Here is an 18,234-nt window from a genome sequence, read left to right on the forward strand (position 1 = left end):
GAATGCCGCAGCCCTGCGCGGGACCGCCCACAACCTGTTTTTGGCCCGTACAATGGCCGCGTGACCCACAACACCCAATCTCGTCCATCCGGGGATGCGTCGCGCGTCGCGCTGATCGCGTGCGCGGTGGCCGCCGCAGGTATGCTGCTCTTTCCACTCGCCTCGCTGGGACGGGGCTTCAGCGCCGACGCCGTGTTGCTGCATCTGAGCGGTTCCATTCTAAATCTGGCCAACAACCAGGAGGCCCCACTGGTCAATCCCGGCAGCGCCCTCGCGCTGGGTTGGGCCACGCTGGCCGCCGTGATCGCCACCCTGGTCGGAGCGGTGCGCCGCGCGAACTGGTTCTGGATCACCGGCCTGCTGGCTTTCGCACTTTCGGTGGCGACCGTGCTGGCTCTGAACAGCGGGCTGGCCGCGCAGGTCGAGCGGGTGGCCGCTGACACCACTCTGCGGGCCGGGGCCAGACGGCAGCTCCGTAACTTCTACGACGGCGGCGGCATGAACCTGGGTCTGTTCCTGCCTATGCTGGCCGGACTGATCGCGGCGGGCGCGGGCCTGAGCGCCCGTGCATGGGTGCTAGACCGCTTCAACCGCCTGCGCGGGCTGCTGGTCCCGGTCTCGGCCATCACACTGGCCGTGCTGGTAGGGGCCATCGTGGTCCTGGTGGTGCAGCCCATCGTCAACCCCACAGGCAAGAATCTGAACCTGTGGCAGGCCTGGCTCGCCAAGAGCGATGTGGTGTATTTCGTCTACTCCACGCTCTTCGCGCCGGTCACCCGCCTGTCGCCACTGCTGTCGAGCCTCAAGCTAGCGACGCCACTGATCTTCACCGGTCTGAGCGTGGCCTTCGCCTTCCGCACCGGCCTCTTTAATATCGGCGCGCCGGGGCAACTGACCATGGGGGCCATCGGCGCAATGCTGATGGGTGTGTACGGTCCCCCCAGTCTGGGCTGGGCGCTGCTGCCCCTTTCGGTGCTGGCCGCAGCGGCAGGTGGGGCACTGTGGGGCGCGATTCCAGGCCTGCTCAAGGCCCGCTTCGGCTCCAGCGAGGTCATCAACACCATCATGCTCAACTACGTCGCCTCGGCGGTATTCATCTTTATGATCGGTTCGGAGACCTTTCCGTTCCTGGGCAGGGAGTACAACCTGCCGTTCAAGGCCCCCGGCTTCGAGGCCAAAAGCGAGGAATTACAGCAGGCCGCCCGGCTGCCCACCTTGCTTGACCTGTTCAACGTCGGTCCGGCGGGCGGCGGTTACGTCCTGAGCATCGGCCTCGTGGTGGCGCTGATCGCCCTGCTGATCGCGCGTCCGCTGCTCAAGGCCGTCAGGAACGGTGGACTGATTGCCGTCGTGATCGCCCTTGCGCTGGGCGCGCTGACGTGGCGCATCGGGGTTCCGGCAAACATCAACGGCAGCCAGCTCAACGCGTCCTTCCTGATCGCGCTGGCCTGCGTGGCGCTATTCGGCACGCTGATGTGGCGCACCGCCACCGGCTACGCGCTGCGGGCAGTGGGTCTTTCACCCCGCGCGGCGGAGTACGGCGGGATCAGCGTGGCGCGCGGCACAGTGCTGGCGATGACCCTGGCCGGCATGTTCGCCGGGCTGGCCGGGACACACTACGTCAATGGCGGCGCGCTGGACGAGTACCGCCTGAAGGGCAACATGCCGGTCAACGTGGGCTTCGACGGCATCGCCGTGGCCCTGATGGGCCAGAACACCCCCACCGGGGTGGTGCTCGCCAGCCTACTGTTCGGCACGGTCGATACGGGCGGCGTAGACGTGGACCAGCAACTCGACGGCGTGAACAAGGACATCGTGACGGTGCTGAAAGCATTGATCGTGCTGTTTATCGCCGCCGGGGGCTTCCTGAGCCGCCGCCTGGTGGACCCGCCGCCGCCGCAACTGGTGGCCGCCACCGACAGGACGGGCAGCGATGAGGGCGGCAAGCTCTCCCCCAGCGCCGCGGCGCAGCAGGCGGGCACCCCCAACCCCAACGTCGGTTACAGCAGTGAAGAGAACACCCGTGAAGGGGGCAAATAATGGACGGGCTGTTCGCACAACTGATCACGGCGGCATTTCTCGCCACCTTTATCCGCAGTCTGGTCCCACTGCTGTTGACCGCGCTGGGCGGGCTGTTCAGCGAGCGCAGCGGCGTGGTGAACATCGCGCTGGATGGGCTGATTATCTTCGGAGCACTGGGAGGGGCAGTCACGACCCTGCTGCTGCAACCCACGCTGGGAGCCGCCGCACCATGGGCTGGCTGGCTGGGCGGGGCGCTGGTCGGCGGGCTGATCGCGTGGGTTCACGCCGTTATCAGCATCAAGTACCGTGCCGATCAGGTCATCAGCGGCACGGCCATCAATCTGCTGGCCACTGGGGTGCCGCCCGTGATCCTGACCGCGCTGTACAACAGCTCTACCGAGAGCCCCAAGGTCGCCAACGCGCTGCCCCTGTGGGGCGTGGGCGAACTCCGCTTCTCCCCCCCGGTGTACTTCGCTTTCCTGGCGGTGGCGATGACCTGGTACGTGCTGTACCGCACGCCCTTCGGCCTGCGTCTGCGCGCCACCGGGGAGCAGCCTGGCGCGGCGGCCAGCATGGGCATCAACGTGCGGCGCATGCGCTACACCGCCGTGATCCTGTCCGGCGTGCTGGCCGGGACCGCAGGGGTGTTTCTGAGCATCGGCAACCTGGACTCCTACGTCCGCAACATCAGTGCGGGGGGCGGCTTCATCGCGCTGGCCGCGCTGATCTTCGGGCAGTGGAAACCGCTGGGTGTGCTGGGCGCCACCGTGCTGTTCGGCTTCCTGCAGGCGCTGTCTATCGCGCTGGGCGGGGGCGACCTGCTGCCGCCGACACTGGTGCAGGCCCTGCCGTACCTGATCACCATTCTGGCGCTGATCTTCACCGGACGCAGCCGCGCGCCCAAAGCGCTGGGCAGGCCGTATGACGGATGATGGACGGCGTGGACGCTGTGCCGGTGTCCACACGCCCAGGGGTGTGGGAGGTTAGGACCAGCATGACGTTCGGCGCGGCCCTGCGCAGCGCGCGGGAGGCACAGGGCCTGACCCTGCGCGAGCTGGCCCAGACCACTGCCATTCGCCGCGACTACCTGCAGGCGTTGGAAGATGGTCAGCTCGGCGGCTTGCCCGAATCCACCTTCGCCCGCGCCTACCTGCGCACTTACGCCCGCGAACTGGGACTGGACCCCGCACCGCTGCTGGCCGACTTTGACCGCCTGATCCGGCCCCCCGCACCTGAACCGGAGGTCACGGCACCCCCGCAGCCAGCCCAGGAGGACGTTGCCACGCTGGGGCCAGTCCGGATTGCCCTGATTGCCGTCCTGCTGGTCCTGCTGCTGGCCGTGGGCGCGTTGCTGATCCGCCGCTCAGCCCCAGCGGCGCTCACGCCTAACGCTCCCACCACCCAGACCACCCCACCAGTCCAGCCTCAGACGCCCCAGTCCTCAGCACTGCCACCTGCCGTTCCCAAGCCAGTCGCCCCGCAGGGTACCGTGCACCTGAACGTCAAGAGCGTGCCGGACGGTGCGATGGTGTACCTCGACAACCGCAACCTGGGCCGGACCCCGGTGCAGTCTTTCCCGGTGGACCCACGCAGCCGGGCGGAGTTGCGCGTGGAGGCAGCGGGGCGCACCCCCCTGAAGCAGACCATTGACCTGGGCCAGAGCCGCAACCTGCGCGCCACGTTGCCGCCGATTGGGGGCGAGACCAGTGTCCTGACAGACCTGAACACCGGGGTCCAGACGCTGACGCCGCTGCCCCCAGCCCCTCCACCAACCACGTCCGCCCCTGCTGGCGCTGGCGGGGTGGCCGTCCGCTACGTGGGCCAGTCCTGGGCCCGCGTGACCGACCGGGGAGGCCGCGTGCTGTACGAAGGCGTCCCGGCGAAGGGAAGCGTCCAGAATTACCCGGCGGGCGTGAGCATCCGCGCCGGCAACGCGGGGGCGGTGCGGGTGACTGTGGGAAGCGGCCCCGAGCAGGCCATGGGCGAGGCTGGACAGGTGCTGACCCGGCAGTACTAGGTCAGGCACAGCGCACCCCTCTTGAAGCCGCGCCGCCGTCTGGCAGCGCCGCCCCGCGAGTCTCCATAATTTTCTGCGTGCAGGAGGGCCTTTTCTCCCACTAGCAGAGAAGTGTCTTTGCGGCGTACACTACGAGATCATGACCGGACGGCGGCCCCCTCTCGGCAGGGTGGAGGCCTCCGCGGCATCCGGGGAGGTGAGGACACATTGGGAACCAAGGAGGACGTTCGTTCGCGGCTGAACATCGCGGAAGTCGTCGGTGAATACGTGCGCCTCACCCCCGCCGGGAAGGGCAGGATGAAGGGGCTGTGTCCGTTCCACAACGAGAAGAGCCCCAGTTTTCAGGTGGACACCGAGCAGGGCTACTTCTACTGCTTTGGCTGCAAGGCAGGCGGCGACGTGTTCAGCTTCGTGCAGCGCAGCGAGAACCTGAGCTTCGGCGACGCCCTGCGTAAACTGGCCGAGCGGGTGGGCATTCAGGTGGAGGCCAAGTACGGGGAGCGCAGCAACCGCGATCTGTACGACGTGAACGCCTTCGCCCTGGCATATTTCCGCGAACACCTGCCAGGGCCGGCACTGGACTATCTCCGGCGCCGCGGGTTGACCGACGAAACCATCGCCGCCTTCGAGCTGGGCTACGCTCCCGACAGCTGGGACGGCCTGCTGAAGCACGCGCGCACCAAGGGCCTGAGCGAGCGGCAGCTGCTGGAGGCGGGCCTGCTGACCGAGAACGCCGAGAATGGACGCGTCTATGACCGCTTCCGGGGCCGCGTCATGTTCCCGATCCGCGATCACCTGGGTCGGCTGGTCGGTTTCGGCGGGCGCGTGCTGGACGACAGCAAGCCCAAGTACCTGAACACCCCCGAGACCGACGCCTTCCACAAGGGCGAGGTGCTGTACGGGCTGGACAAGGCGCGCAGCGGGCTGGGCAAGGCGGAGAATGGGGACGCCGAACTGATCGTGGTGGAAGGGTACATGGACGTGATCACCATGCAGCAGCACGGCTTTACCGGGGCCGTCGCCAGCCTGGGCACCGCCCTGACCGCCGAGCACGCCACGCTGCTGGAGCGGCTGGGCACGCGCAGCATCTCGCTGATGTTCGACCGCGACGAGGCCGGGCTGAAGGCCATGCTCAAGGGGCTCGATCAGGTGCTGGGCGCGAAGTTCCGGGTGCGGGCCACCTCGGTGCCCAGCGGCAAGGACCCGGCCGACGCGCTGCTGGCCGGGGACGAAGCGGGCATTCGCCAGGCCCTGGCCCAGGGCGTGGATGAGGTGCAGTACCGCGTGCAGGCCGCCATCGAGACGCACGGCACCGCCACAGCGGAGGGCAAGAGGCGCATTCTGATGGAACTGCTGCCGCGCATGCAGAACCTTGATCCCCTGGACGAGATCGCCGAGGGCGTGCGCGCAGCGGCCTGCGAGACGCTGGGCATCAAACCCGAGGCGCTGCTGGAGTGGATCGGCTCGAAGGCCAAACGGCGCACCCTGACTGACACCCACCTCGCGGGGATGAGCGCCGGGCGCGGTGAGGAGGAAAACGAGCTGAAGCTGCTGCGGCAACTGCTGATCGATCCCAGCCTGCTGGCCAAGCTGGACGGCAGTACGCCCTGGCGCAACGAATCGGTGCGCAAGGTGATGCTGGCCGTGCAGGGGGCCGTCAGCTCCGAAGCGATTCTGGACGTGTTCCGCGGCCAGCCCGAGGAGCAGCTGCTGATCCGCCTCCTGTTCGAGGGCCGCGATTCCGGCGGCCTGTCGCGCGCCACCAACGAGCAGTACGATCAGAAAGTCAACGCCTACGCCGCCGCCGCCGTGGACGACATTCAGGCCACCCTGAGCATTGACGCCATGCGCGCCGAGATCGGCCTGTTGAAAAAACAGGTGGCTGAGGCTGCCCCCGCGGAGCAACTGGGCCTCCTGAAGCAGATTCAGGAATTGCAGCGCGCCGTGGAAGCCGAGAAGCGGGGACGGCGCGGCATCGCGTAGCACGCCAGCAGCGGGACCTCTGACGACTGAAAAGAGGAGCGGTGCCCTCTCCGTCCATGGGGCGAGAGCCGACTCAATTGACCTTGATCGTCACCAGCTGATCCGCTCCCGCCTCGCATACCACCCCGGTACCTGGCTCCAAAAAAATCCCCTCCCGGGCCTGGGAGGGGAATGACAGCTGGTCTGGGCTTACTTGCGGTCCTGAATCTGCACGTAATGCGCATCCTTCTCGCCGGTGTAGACGCTGCTGGGACGCAGGAGGCTGTTGTCCTGGCTGTACTCGATCACGCTGGCGCACCAACCGCTGATGCGCGCCAGAGCGAAGATCGGGGTGAAGAACTCCTTCTTGATGCCCAGGTCGCTGTACACCGTGCCGCTGTAGAAATCCACGTTGGGATAGATGCCCTTGTCGCCCAGGCGGTCCACCACCGTCTTCTCGATGGTTTCGAGGATCTGGTAGTAGTTGCTCTTGCCTTCCTTGTTCGCCACATGCTCGGCGTAGTCGCGCAGCACGCGGCTGCGGGGATCGAAGTTCTTGTAGACGCGGTGGCCCACGCCCATGATCTTTTCCTTGCTGTCCAGCTTCTTGCTGATGTAATCCGCGGCCCGGTCAGGGGTCCCCACTTCATCCAGCATGTCCATGACGGCCTCGTTCGCGCCGCCGTGCAGCGGCCCCTTGAGCGCGCCGATAGCGGAAGTGATGCACGAGTACATGTCGCTGAGGGTGCTGGAGGTGGCAATTGCCGTGAAGGTGCTGGCGTTCATGGCATGATCGACGTGCAGCACGAGGGCAATGTCAAACAGGCGTGACTGCTCGGCGGTGGGCTCCTGGCCGGTCAGCATGTAGAGGAAGTTGCCCGCGTGGGTCAGGTCCATGCGCGGCGCGACCATGTCGTGCCCTTCCTGCGTGCGGCTGATGGCGGCGATGATCGTGCTGAACTGCGCGATCATGCGGACCGTGATGGCGCGGCGGGCCTCCGGGGTGATGTCCTCGGACTGCGGATCAAGCAGTCCCAGGTAGGACACGGCGGTGCGCAGCGCCTGCATGGGGTTGATCCCGCGCGGCATGTCGTGGATGACCTGCTGCAGTTGCTGCGGAATGGCGCGGTTTTCCTTGAGGTGCGCGTCGAATGCGGCCAGCTCGCTCGCCGTGGGGAGCTTGCCTTCAAGCAGGGCGAGCGACAGTTCCTCGAAGGTGCTGTTCTCGGCCCACTCCTGAATCGGAATGCCCAGGTGAAGCAGGATGCCCTCTTCGCCGTTGATGAAGGTCAGCTTGCTCTCGGTGAATTTAACGCCTGCCAGGCCCTTGGCGATTTCAGTCATGATGCCCGAGGATAGCACCGCCGCCTGATACGGTCAGAGTCGCGTCAGTTCCCGAATGGGTGACAACCTTCATGTCAGCCCTACAATGTCCGGCGATGACCGCTTCTCCCCAAGTTGTTCTGGCCCTGGATACGGCCACCCCCTGGCTGACCCTGGGCCTGCGCTGGGGAGGGGGTGAGGTGACCTTTTCCAGAGAGGTCGGGCGGGCGCACGCCGAGGAATTGCCCGCCGCCACACGTCAGCTGTTCGGGGAGGCGGACCTTCCGTTTCGTGCTGACCTGATCATCGTCGGCACCGGCCCCGGTTCATATACCGGCGTGCGCGTGGGCGCGAGCTATGCGCTGGGACTGGGACGCGTGTGGAGCGCTCCGGTGCGCGGTGTCGTCACGCTGGAAGGATTGGTTCGCGGCGACGGCCCGCAGGCCGTATCGCTGGACGCCCGCAAGGGCAACGTCTACGGCGCGGTCTATGAGGTCAGGCGCGGCGCAGTGGAGGGGGTGCGCCACGCTGCTCAGAAATTCAGCGCGGAAGAGTTCGGGGCGCTGATTGACCCACTACCCTGGCATCAGGACGATGCGCCGGACGGTCTGGCATTGCTCGAAGCGGGGCTGAGGCACGGGACAGAGGACTGGGCGCTGGCCTATCTGTAACCACTGACCAGGGACTCACTCAGGGTCCACAGCCGCGCGGCACTCCCGGAATCGCGGGTATAGGGTTTGTGACCGAACATAGGGTCCGGGTTCTGGGGGTCCAGCGGCGTACTCTCCTGAAGGTCCTCAAGGAACAGCCCGCCCACCCCTTGCAGTTGCGGCGAGGTGGCAGCCCAGACCGTGGTAGACGCCCCCTCCTCCGTGGTCTTGAACACCGGGTTCAACTCGCCCGCCTCGTTCTGCCAGCCCATCGCGCGTTGTTCTTCTAGCGGTACAAACTTCTGCAATCCGGTCATGATGCCGCCGGGATGAACGGCGTTGGCCGTGACGCCCCGTGCCCCGTACTGCTGCGTCAGGCCTACGGCGAACAGGGCATTGGCGGTCTTGCTCTGACCGTAGGCCTCCCAGCGGTCATAGGGCCGGCTTTCAAATTGAATGTCGTCCCAGACGATGTCGCTGCGGCGGTGGCCGCTGCTGGTCAGGGCCACCACGCGGGCCGGCGCGGCGGCCAGCAGCGCGGGCATCAGCAGGTCGGTCAGCAGAAAATGGCCCAGGTGATTGGTGCCGAATTGCAACTCGAAGCCCTCGGGCGTCCGGCCCTTTGGGGTGGCCATGATGCCCGCGTTGTTGATCAGGATGTGGATCGCGGGCGCTGCCGCCAGAATCCGCCCTGCGCCCTCACGCACCTGGGCCAGTGAGCCAAGGTCCAGCTCGATCACCTGAACCTTATGGTTGCCAGTGGAGCTGCTCAGTTCAGCGGCTACTTTCTCCCCCTTGGCGGGATCACGCACGGCCAGGATCATAGACGCCCCTGCCCATAGCAGGGCACGGGCCGTCTCGACGCCAATGCCCGAAGAAGCCCCGGTGATAACAGCGGTCTTACCCCCCAGGTCAATCCCTTGAATGACTTCGAGGGCGGTGGCGCGCGGCGCAAGCGGACTGGCGATCGTGGTCATGCGGCTGAGCTTACGCCTTGAAGTGCGCGCAAAAGCAAGCGGTCAGCCCCCGCGCTGGAGGGTGACCGCTTGCCTTGACGCATCGAGCTCAGCTCGTCGGCTGGCTGATGCCTTGTAGGGCCGTCTCGTCTGCACCAGTCCGCGCCCGCACGGCCAGATCGCCCAGGCTGACGATGCCCACCACCTGGCTGCCCTGGGTAACGGGCAGGCGGCGCAACTGACGGTGGGACATCTCGCGCGCCGCTTCCTCCACCTGCGTGTCGGCGGTCATGGTGAACACGTCGCCGGTGGCATAGTCGCTGGCAGGGGTGCCGAAATCGTGCCCGTAGGCTACGGCGCGCACCACGATGTCGCGGTCCGTGAGGATCCCGGTCAAGGTGTCACCGTCCATGACCAGCACATTGCCGATGCCCTGTTCCTTCATGAGCGTGGCGACTTCCTTGAGGGTGGCGCGAGGGTCCACCACGGTCAGGTCCGGAGTCATGATGTCTTTCAAGGTGGCCATGCGATCACCTTAACCCGCAAGCGTAGGGGGGCAGTGGGGAGGCGCTAAAGAAACGAGAAAGGGAGAGGCGCAGTTGTCCTCTCCCCCACCTTTACGGCAGTTCCGTTTAGCGCATCAGCCAGTCAAAGGCCGTCTTGACCAGCGTGTTGCGGCTGCTGGCGGTCAGCCCTTCCAGACCGAAACCTATGTTGACGGTGCGGTAGCGGCCCGCGTCATTGGCGACGATGGCCCCGGCATTCTCACCGGCGCTCTGGGCGCTGACCCGTCCGCCGCGCGTGGGCTGGCTGGCCTGCTGGCCGCTGTTGCCGAAGATCTGGCCCAGCGCGGTGCCAATGATCTTGCCGGCAAGTTCCTCAACCAGCCCGCGCGGATCCTGCTGCTTCTGGGATGCGCGGCCCCGGTTGGGATCAGCCTTGATGCTCTGGGCATTGATGGTTCCGGCGTTGGCGTTGGCAGTGCCCCACGAGGCGACGGTGGCACTGCCACCCAGGTCGGCGATCACGTCGGGGTAAACCTGATTCTGGGCGCTGCCGGCCGCGTTCAGGGTATAGGCGGTATTGCCGAATGCTCCACTGGTCACGAGCTTGGGGGTGCCGCTACTGTCGGCCACCAGACGGGATTTGAGGATGGTGCGGTAGAAGTCGCCCTCGCCAATGTCGTAACCGATGTCCTGACCGGTCACCAGGAGCCGACCACCCCCGGCCAGGTACTGGCGCAGGGTGTTCTGGTCAGCGGGGGTAATGGTGTTCTGGTACTGCTCACCGCTGGCCCAGACCACAATATCTGCCTTCTGCATCTCGCTCAGGGGCACCGCACCCTGTGACTGCACGTTCCAGACAAAGGCTCCGCCGCTGAGGGCATTGGACTTGAGAGCGTCACGCAGCGCGTTCGTCACGTCCGCCCCCTGGCCCATGTCGTCATCGACCAGCAGCACGCGGGGCTTGTCTGCGCTGGGGGCTGGCGTGGGCTTGGGTGCCGGAGTGGGTGCGGGCGCCGGGTTCGAGGCGCCGGGGACCGGCTTGATAAAGCAGCCCTTGAACTTGCCGGGAGCGGGATCACGGCCCCACTCGGCCACCGTGCAGTTGAAGCCGTCGGTGCCGGTGCCGGTCAGGTACTGGCCCTCGGTCCCGAATGCAGCCAGGCGCTGTCCGCTGAAGTTGCACTTCTGGCCTTCCAGTGCGCACAGCTCATAGCCCGCCGGGCCGGTAGGCGTCTTGTTGGTGGGAGGAGGGGTTGGAGTGGGAGCAGGCGTCGGTTTGGGCGTGGAGACTGGGGGAGGAGTGGGCGTCGGCGTAGGAGCAGGAGTCGGCTTGGGTGCGGGCGTCGGGGTAGGGGTGGGCGCAGGAGTTGGAGTAGGGGTGGGTGTTGGTGTCGGAGTTGGGGTGGGCGCTGGCGCGGGAGCGGGCGTCGGCTTGGGGGCCGGGGCAGGAGCGCTCACATTGACACCCAGCTTGCCCAACGCTCCAGGCAGGCTGATCAGGCCGAAGCCGACGTTGTTGTTCTTGGACCCGGCATTGCTGGCGCTGGTGTACAGCGCGTTCTTGATGGCGTCCACAGTGCTGCCCGGCTTGGCCGAGAGCATCACGGCCACCGCGCCCGCCGTGATGGGGCTGGCCTGCGAGCTGCCGCTCTTGGCCCCGTACTTGTCCCCAGGAATGGAGCTGGTGATGTCCACCCCCGGCGCGGCGATGTCGGGTTTGACGAAGACCCCGTTGATCCTGCCGGTCCAGGCCACCGGCCCACGGCTGCTGAAGGACGCCACGTTGCCGTTCTGGTCCACCGCGCCCACCCCAATCGCGTCGGGCAGGTTGCCGGGGCTGCCGGTGCTGCTGGAGGCTGGACCGAAGTTGCCGATGGCGAACACCGGGACCACGTTCGCCTTGAGCATGTTCTCGAGCGGCACGATGAACTCGTCGTAGGTGCCGGGAATGCCCAGGCTCATGTTCACCACGTCCGCGCCGTCGTCGGTGTCGGCGTTGTTGTCAGGGTCCAGCACGTACTGCATCCCGGCGATCACCTCGGCGAAGGTGCCTTCGTTGTTGGGCAGGACCAGCGCGCTGATGATCCTGGCACTGGGTGCCACCCCCACCGTATCGCCTACCAGAAGACCCGCGGTGTGGGTCCCGTGGTCTGCACTGTCGTGCGGCTGGCTGTTGATGCGGTTGCCCTCAGCATCAAACTCGGCGAAAGCGGCGATCTTCCCTTTCAACTGTGGGTGGTTGGGATCAATGCCGCTGTCGAGGTGACCGATCTTGATGCCCTGGCCCTTGAACCCGGCGGCCCAGGCCTGGGGCGCGCCGATCTTGGCGAGGTGCCACGGCTCTCCGGCGGCGGCGGCCGATGCACTCAGGGCCACCGCCCTCTGCGGCTTGGGAATCTGCACCTTGAAGTTCTCGAACACGTCGGTCACAAAGGGCAACGCGGACAGGGCGCGGGCCTGCACCGGAGTCAGTGGCAGGAAGATGCTCTGATCGAGCCACAGTGAGGTGGCCTGACCGCTTTTGATCGCGCTGGCCAGAAAGCCCGCCGCCGAACCGAGCTGGTTGAGGCGCCCGTTGAGTTGCGAACGCAGGTTCTTGAGCTGGGCACGACCACGCGCGTCATTGCCGAACTGAAAGCGCACGATCACACCCACCTTGGTCTGGTCGCCACGCTTGGCCCGTTCCAGCAGGGTCGGCGACAGGCCTGCCGCGCCCGCCGAGGAGAGGGACGCGCCGCCCAGCAGCAGGGCCGCACCCAGCATCAGGCTCTTTTTCTTCAGAGGCATCTTCATGGGAATCAGCGTATCCGTCCGCCCATGACGGCCCCTGAACAAGGCGTGAGGAATCCTTAAAGTGCCGTCAGGGCCGCGTCAGTCTGGTACAGAGACCCGCGAGGACGTCCGGGAGCGCCCTGTCCCGCCGTCCGGCGTTCCCGCGCTCCCGTTTTTCCGACCTTGGCCCTTTGCTGAGACAGTGGTGGGGCTCTCAGCGGTCGTAACCGATGATGATCTCACCCTCGGTCAAGCGGCGGTTGATCATGCTGGTGCGGCTGTAATTGAGGATAATCAGGCCGCTTTCCAGTTCCAGCAGATTTAGCGTCGCCCGGACTCCGTTCCCAGCAGTGGCGTCGCTGCCCAGCAGCTTCCACTGGAAACCGTTTCTGACGGGCAGCACCCGGTCGGGGGCGGTGCTGGGCACGACCAGGGTCGGCAGGGCGCTGTACCCCTCGGGACCACGCAGTTCACCTGTCCGCAGATTGATGCTCAGTCCATCGAGCACGTTGTTGAGACCAGGAGTGTTGCCGAACTGCACCCGGCTGGAATCCCGGGTCAGCGCCAGCCTCACGTTCTTGCTGGTGGACACCAGCACCTCCTGAAAGACCAGATAGCGCCGGTAATCCTCCTCGGAGATGCCCAACCGGGGATCGTACGGCGCGCGCACGCCCTTGCTGGCGCTGACGATCACCTGGTATAGCGCCTCGGGGCTGCCGCCCACCCGCTCCACGCGCATGCGCAGGTCCACCGTGGACAGGCTGGGGCGCTTTTCCATGACCGTTACAGTCTGGCCCTGAAGCGGTAACAGCGCCGAAAGCCGCGAAAGCCCCACCCCGGTGAGCGGCGGCGCGGCGTCAGTTTTAACCGCCGTCCCCAGGGACGCCAGCAGCAGGACAGATGGGAGTAAACGCGCCGCTTTCATGCCAGGCTTGAGCATAGGGTGGGCGGGTGAGAACTCCTGTGTGGAACGCTCACCCGGGCATCAGCCAGGGCCGTCCCGGAACGACGCCAGCGCCCCGGCGTCCCCACCAAAAAAGGGTGAGGCGAGACCGCGGCCTCGCCTCACCCTTCAGCGCTCTGGCTTACGCCTTGCCGACGCTGCCCAGCACGCCCATCTTGTGCTCGATCACCTGTGACATCACGTCTCTGGCACGGCCAAAAATCTTGCGCGGATCGAATTCTTTCGGTGTGGCTTGCAAGACCTCGCGGATCCCCACGGTGCTCGCCAGACGCAGATCGGTGTCCACATTGACCTTGGCGATGCCGAACTGCGTAGCGCGCTGCAGGTCCTCGTCGGCGATCCCTGCCGCGTCGCCGATCTCGCCGCCCGCCGCGCGGAAACGCTCGATGATGTCTTGGGGAACGCCACTGGAGCCGTGCGCCACTAGGGGAATTCCGGTCATGCCGGCGATCTTCTCGATGCGTGCGTGATCAATATACGGGCGGCCCTTGCCCTTGAACGCGCCGTGGCTGGTGCCGATGGCAATCGCCAGAAAGTCGGTGCCGGTCTGCTCGATGAACTGCACCGCTTCCTCGGGATCGGTCAGGAAAGCGTCCTTCTCGTCTACGACGATGTGTTCCTCAATGCCCCCCAGGCGGCCCAGCTCGGACTCCACGCTGATCCCCATGGCGTGGGCGGCCTCCACCACCCGGCGGGTTTCCTTGACGTTGCCTGCAAAGTCGTGGTGCGAGGCGTCGATCATCACGCTGGTAAAGCCCATGCGAATGGCATTCAGGGCAGATTCATAACTGCTGCCGTGATCGAGGTGCAGGGCCACCGGAACTGTTGCGCGGTGGGCCAGATCCTTGACGATGTTCGCCAGATCCTGTCCGCCGTACTTGATGGCTCCCTCGCTCATCTGCACCATCACCGGACTGCGCAGTCGCTCGGCGGTGTGGATGATCGCCTGCGTGATCTCCATATTGTTGGTGTTGAACGAGCCGACGCCGTACTTACCAGCGCGGGCGGGAATCAGAATGTCGTTACCGGTGACGAGCATGGTTGCCTCCTTATAAGCCCCTCTACTGTACCTGGCCTGCTGGAAAAGAGGCCAGGTACGTTTGGACACGCTCAGGGAATAGGGACACGCAGGCGCGGCCCGCCCGGCCCCGGCGTAGCATGAACTCCATGACCCCAGCCCGCCCCGCACCCGATTTCACGGCCCTGCTGTCTGACCGTGCCCGGCGCATGACGGCAAGCGCTATCCGCGAGATCCTCAAGATCACACAGCAGCCAGACGTGATCTCTTTTGCCGGAGGGCTGCCCGCCCCCGAACTGTTCCCGGTAGAGGCCGTCAAGCTGGCCACCGACGCCGTCCTGACGCGATACGGTCCCGCCGCCCTGCAATACAGCACCACCGAGGGCCACCCGCCGCTCAGAGAATGGATCGGGGCGAAGGCCAGAATTCCCGCCGCCAACGTGCAGATCATGACCGGCAGCCAGCAGGCGCTGGATCTGCTGGGGAAAGTCCTGATTTCGGAGGGGGACACGGTGCTGGTGGAGGCTCCCACGTATCTGGGCGCGTTGCAGTCCTTCCAGCCGTATGGCCCACGCTACGTCGAGTTGCCCACCGACGACGGTGGCATCGATGTGGACGCGCTGGAGGAGTTGCTGAAAACCACTTCGGCCAAGCTGCTCTACGCCGTGCCCAACTTTCAGAACCCCACCGGACGCACCCTGAACGCCGAGCGCCGCCGCCGGCTGGTGGAACTGACCGGCCACCACGGCGTGCTGGTCATCGAGGACGATCCCTACGGCCAGTTGCGCTTCACGGGCGAGGCCGCCCCCAGCCTGTACGAACTGGGGCTGGAGTACGCCGGAGACGTGAATGCAAACCACGTCATCTACTGCTCCAGTTTTTCCAAGACCCTGGTGCCGGGCCTGCGCGACGCCTGGGTGCAGGCCGCCGCGCCGATCGTTTCCAAGCTGGTGCAGGCCAAGCAGGGCGCCGACCTGCACACGCCCACTCTGAATCAGATGATCGTGACCGAATTGCTCGAGGACGTTCTGCCACGCCAGATCGAGACTGTGAAAAAGGCTTACGGCGAGCGGGCCGCCCTGATGCTCGGCCACATCCGGCAGCAGTTTCCGGGTGGCGTGGAGTACACCACCCCCGAGGGCGGGATGTTCCTGTGGGTCACCCTGCCGGAGGGGATCGACAGCACGCGGATGCTGGAGCGCGCGCTGAGCCGCAACGTGGCCTACGTGCCGGGCAGCCCGTTTTTCGCCCTGGGCGGCGGCGAGAACACCATGAGACTGAGCTACAGCAGCGCCACGCCGGAGCAGATCGAACGCGGCGTCGCGGCGCTGGGCGAGACGATCCGCGGGGCGCTGGACTGATGGGCGAGGCGACTGGAGGCGTGCTGGCCGAGGTACTGGGCGAGCGGCAACACCAGGACGCGAAGTGGGGCCAGCAGAACCACGCGCCCGAGGTCTGGCTGATGGTGCTGGCCGAGGAGGTGGGCGAGGCGAATCAGGCCGTGTTTGAAGCGCTGTTCCCCCGTTTCGACAAGCGCGCGGCGGAGCGCGGCCCGCGCGATCTCGCGGAGTACCGTCAGGAACTCGTTCAGGTGGCGGCGGTGGCCGTGGCCGCCATCGAGAGTCTGGACCGTCAAGGGTCGCGGGGCTGATCTATCATCGGCAGCATGAGTCGCGCGGCCCCCATCGGAGTCTTTGACAGCGGCGTGGGTGGCCTGAGTGTGCTGGCCGAGCTGCGCCGCCTGCTGCCGCACGAGCAGTTCATCTACCTGGCCGACACCGCGCACCTTCCCTACGGCGCGCGGCCTGGCGAGGAGATCCGCGCCCTGACCGGGCAGGCGGTCCAAGAACTGCATTCGCGCGGGGTCAAGGCGGTGGTGGTGGCGTGCAACACCGCGTCCGCGTACAGCCTGGAACACCTGCGCGCCCGTTTCGACATCCCCATCATTGGGCTGGTGCCCGCGCTCAAGCCTGCCGTGGCCGCCACGAGGACGGGGGTGGTGGGCGTCCTCGCCACGCCCGGAACGCTGCGCGGTACGCTGCTTCAGGACGTGATCCGCACCTTCGCCGATCCGGCGGGCGTGCGCGTTCTGACGGCCGTGAGCGCCGAACTCGTGCCGCTGGTGGAGGCTGGGCAGGCAGAGGGCGAACAGACCCAGGTCGTACTGCGCGAGACCCTGCGCCCTCTGGCCGAGGCGGGAGCAGATCAGCTGGTGTTGGGCTGCACGCACTACCCGTTTCTGGCGGGCAGCATCCGCGCCGGGTTCGGTCACACCTTCACCCTGCTGGACAGCGGCGCGGCGGTGGCGCGGCACACCCGCAACGTCCTTCAGAGGGCCGATCTGCTCAATGACCAGCAGGCACCGGGGACGGTGGCCTACTTCGTGACTGGGGAGGTGGAGGCCGCCCGCCCGGTGTTCGCCGCCCTTAGCCCAGACCGGGCCGAACCTGTGCACCTGGCGGCAGCCGGAGGTTAAGCTGCGGGTCATGTCGTCTCTCCCTGGCCCCCACAAATTGCCCCTCCGCGAGGGACGTGACCTCCTCCAGCCACGGCCCCTGTCGGTGCGGCGCGGCGTCAACCCCTACGCGCCGGGCAGCGCGCACCTGCAACTGGGGCGCACAGAGATCCTGGCCACGGTGACGCTGGAGGACAAGCCTGCCCCGCACATGCGCGGCAAGAAGGAGGGTTGGCTGACCGCCGAGTACGCCATGCTGCCGCGCGCCACACATGACCGCACGCCCCGCGAGCGCGGCCTGCAAAACGGGAGGCGGCACGAAATTCAGCGCCTGCTGGGCCGTGCCCTGCGCGCCAGCATGGACCTGCGCCCCTTCAAGAACCAGACCATCTACGTCGACTGTGACGTGCTGGTGGCCGACGGCGGCACGCGGGTGGCGAGCATCCTGGCGGCGCACGCGGCGCTGCACGATTTCTGTGACCGGCTGGTGCGGGACGGCACCCTCAGCGAGTGGCCGCTATTACACGCGGTGGGAGCGATCAGCGTGGGCTATGTGGGCGCGGAGTTGCGTGTGGATCTCGATTACGCCGAGGACAGCACGGCGCGCGCGGACCTGAACGTGGTGGCCACCGACGCCGGGCTGATCGTGGAGGCCCAGGGCGGCGCGGAAGGCGGCCCGCTGAGCGTGGCAGAGTACGTGGCGCTGCTGGAGGCGGGCACGGCGGCGGTCCAGGGTGTGCTGCGCGAACTGGGGCGACAGTTGGCGGCGGCGCGAGTCTAGACAGGGCGGGGCAAGTCCCAGCCTGTCTTCATGGTGGCCCGGCCCATCGCTGGCCCCCTGCGCTAAACTTCAGAGCATTCCCAAGGAGGGTCACCATGAGCGTAGCGAAATTCATCGGGCGGGCGTTGCTCGCCAGCGTCTTTATCAAGAACGGTCTGGACCATCTGCAGAATCCCGATCCCGTGGTGCGCGCCGCGCGTGGGGCCGAGATCCCGCAGCCTGAACTGGCCGTTCAGATCAACTCCGGCGTGATGGTGGGCGCAGGCGCGCTGCTGGCACTGGGCCTGCTACCCCGGCTGGCGGGCACGGCGCTGGCCACCAGCCTGGTGCCTACCACTGTCATCGGTCATCCGTTCTGGGACAAGCAGGGCAAGGAGCGCGAGCAGCAGCAGACCCAGTTCCTGAAAAACCTGGCGCTGTTCGGCGCCTTGATGTACGTCAGCGGCCACGACTGAGCGTGGCGGGACAACGTCGCAAGCCTGGGTAAAGGCCTACCTTGCCACGCCGCCCCACAACCTCCCTACACTCGCGCTATGACGAAAAACGATTCGGCCCCTGACCTACAGGGCGGTCTGCCTGACGACTTGGGCAATGACATGAGCGAGCGCAGCGGCTACTCAGACGAGTCCAGGACTGGCATGACCAACACGCCGGTGGGCCGGGAACGCCAACCGCCGGACGCGGTGCCGGACCGTCCGAAAGACACCGACGGCTCGGGTACGACGTTTGACGCGGACACGGGAACGGGCCGGGAGGTGTAACCTCACTGGAGCGAGGCGCGGAGGCACTTTTGGCCTCCGCGCTTCCC

The 18,234-nt window shown here is 66.5% G+C and carries 17 protein-coding genes; 11 read left to right on the forward strand and 6 right to left on the reverse strand.

What is annotated here, in order from left to right; genetic code table 11:
- The first annotated feature begins 60 nt into the window (after nucleotides 1-60).
- The 4 genes from HNQ08_RS01645 to dnaG all read left to right on the forward strand — a co-directional run bounded on the left by HNQ08_RS01645 (nucleotide 61) and on the right by dnaG (nucleotide 6,022).
- Nucleotides 61-2,040, forward strand: coding sequence for an ABC transporter permease subunit (locus HNQ08_RS01645; protein WP_184127343.1), 1,980 nt, complete (start codon nucleotides 61-63; stop codon nucleotides 2,038-2,040).
- The gene (locus tag HNQ08_RS01650; RefSeq protein ID WP_184127344.1) at nucleotides 2,040-2,954 is read left to right on the forward strand and encodes an ABC transporter permease; all 915 of its coding nucleotides are present in this window, start codon (nucleotides 2,040-2,042) and stop codon (nucleotides 2,952-2,954) included. The genes HNQ08_RS01645 and HNQ08_RS01650 overlap by 1 nt, the downstream gene beginning before the upstream one ends.
- Before the next feature lie 62 nt (nucleotides 2,955-3,016).
- On the forward strand, nucleotides 3,017-4,039 hold the full coding sequence (locus tag HNQ08_RS01655; protein WP_184127345.1) for a helix-turn-helix domain-containing protein: 1,023 nt from the start codon (nucleotides 3,017-3,019) through the stop codon (nucleotides 4,037-4,039).
- Between the two features lie 207 nt (nucleotides 4,040-4,246).
- Complete coding sequence (gene dnaG, locus HNQ08_RS01660; protein WP_184127346.1) at nucleotides 4,247-6,022, forward strand: DNA primase; 1,776 nt, start codon at nucleotides 4,247-4,249, stop codon at nucleotides 6,020-6,022.
- Nucleotides 6,023-6,211: 189 nt separating this feature from the next.
- On the opposite strand, the gene HNQ08_RS01665 is transcribed toward dnaG, so the two are convergent.
- On the reverse strand, nucleotides 6,212-7,345 hold the full coding sequence (locus HNQ08_RS01665) for a citrate/2-methylcitrate synthase (protein ID WP_184127347.1): 1,134 nt from the start codon (nucleotides 7,343-7,345) through the stop codon (nucleotides 6,212-6,214).
- Nucleotides 7,346-7,440: 95 nt separating this feature from the next.
- On the opposite strand from HNQ08_RS01665, the gene tsaB reads away from it, so the two are divergent.
- The gene (gene tsaB, locus HNQ08_RS01670) at nucleotides 7,441-7,995 is read left to right on the forward strand and encodes a tRNA (adenosine(37)-N6)-threonylcarbamoyltransferase complex dimerization subunit type 1 TsaB (protein ID WP_184127348.1); all 555 of its coding nucleotides are present in this window, start codon (nucleotides 7,441-7,443) and stop codon (nucleotides 7,993-7,995) included.
- Here tsaB and HNQ08_RS01675 read toward each other — a convergent pair.
- From HNQ08_RS01675 to fba, 5 genes are all read right to left on the reverse strand, one after another.
- Nucleotides 7,986-8,951 carry an oxidoreductase gene (locus tag HNQ08_RS01675; protein WP_184127349.1) on the reverse strand — a complete coding sequence of 322 codons (966 nt, stop codon included), beginning with the start codon at nucleotides 8,949-8,951 and terminating at the stop codon, nucleotides 7,986-7,988. The genes tsaB and HNQ08_RS01675 overlap by 10 nt on opposite strands.
- 88 nt (nucleotides 8,952-9,039) lie before the next feature.
- The gene (locus HNQ08_RS01680) at nucleotides 9,040-9,456 is read right to left on the reverse strand and encodes a CBS domain-containing protein (protein WP_184127350.1); all 417 of its coding nucleotides are present in this window, start codon (nucleotides 9,454-9,456) and stop codon (nucleotides 9,040-9,042) included.
- A gap of 106 nt (nucleotides 9,457-9,562) precedes the next feature.
- Nucleotides 9,563-12,223: a S8 family peptidase gene (locus HNQ08_RS01685; RefSeq protein WP_184127728.1), complete on the reverse strand. Its 2,661-nt coding sequence runs from the start codon at nucleotides 12,221-12,223 to the stop codon at nucleotides 9,563-9,565.
- A 199-nt stretch (nucleotides 12,224-12,422) separates the two neighbouring features.
- Nucleotides 12,423-13,133: a hypothetical protein gene (locus HNQ08_RS01690; protein ID WP_229789572.1), complete on the reverse strand. Its 711-nt coding sequence runs from the start codon at nucleotides 13,131-13,133 to the stop codon at nucleotides 12,423-12,425.
- Between the two features lie 160 nt (nucleotides 13,134-13,293).
- A complete protein-coding gene (gene fba / locus HNQ08_RS01695; RefSeq protein ID WP_184127352.1) occupies nucleotides 13,294-14,211 on the reverse strand; it encodes a class II fructose-1,6-bisphosphate aldolase in 918 nt (305 codons plus the stop codon).
- A 128-nt stretch (nucleotides 14,212-14,339) separates the two neighbouring features.
- On the opposite strand from fba, the gene HNQ08_RS01700 reads away from it, so the two are divergent.
- The 6 genes from HNQ08_RS01700 to HNQ08_RS01725 all read left to right on the forward strand — a co-directional run bounded on the left by HNQ08_RS01700 (nucleotide 14,340) and on the right by HNQ08_RS01725 (nucleotide 18,187).
- Complete coding sequence (locus tag HNQ08_RS01700; protein ID WP_184127353.1) at nucleotides 14,340-15,551, forward strand: aminotransferase-like domain-containing protein; 1,212 nt, start codon at nucleotides 14,340-14,342, stop codon at nucleotides 15,549-15,551.
- Nucleotides 15,551-15,841, forward strand: coding sequence for a nucleoside triphosphate pyrophosphohydrolase family protein (locus tag HNQ08_RS01705; protein WP_184127354.1), 291 nt, complete (start codon nucleotides 15,551-15,553; stop codon nucleotides 15,839-15,841). The genes HNQ08_RS01700 and HNQ08_RS01705 overlap by 1 nt, the downstream gene beginning before the upstream one ends.
- A 15-nt stretch (nucleotides 15,842-15,856) precedes the next feature.
- Nucleotides 15,857-16,666 (forward strand): glutamate racemase, encoded by an 810-nt coding sequence (gene murI / locus HNQ08_RS01710; RefSeq protein ID WP_184127355.1) that lies wholly within the window; start codon nucleotides 15,857-15,859, stop codon nucleotides 16,664-16,666.
- 10 nt (nucleotides 16,667-16,676) lie between these two features.
- A complete protein-coding gene (rph, locus tag HNQ08_RS01715) occupies nucleotides 16,677-17,426 on the forward strand; it encodes a ribonuclease PH (protein WP_184127356.1) in 750 nt (249 codons plus the stop codon).
- 95 nt (nucleotides 17,427-17,521) lie between these two features.
- Entirely contained in the window at nucleotides 17,522-17,881 is a 360-nt protein-coding gene (locus HNQ08_RS01720) for a DoxX family protein (protein ID WP_184127357.1), read from the forward strand.
- 78 nt (nucleotides 17,882-17,959) lie between these two features.
- Nucleotides 17,960-18,187 carry a hypothetical protein gene (locus HNQ08_RS01725; protein ID WP_184127358.1) on the forward strand — a complete coding sequence of 76 codons (228 nt, stop codon included), beginning with the start codon at nucleotides 17,960-17,962 and terminating at the stop codon, nucleotides 18,185-18,187.
- The last annotated feature ends 47 nt before the right edge of the window (nucleotides 18,188-18,234 follow it).

The organism is Deinococcus humi, assembly GCF_014201875.1.
In the GTDB taxonomy this organism is placed as follows: domain Bacteria; phylum Deinococcota; class Deinococci; order Deinococcales; family Deinococcaceae; genus Deinococcus; species Deinococcus humi.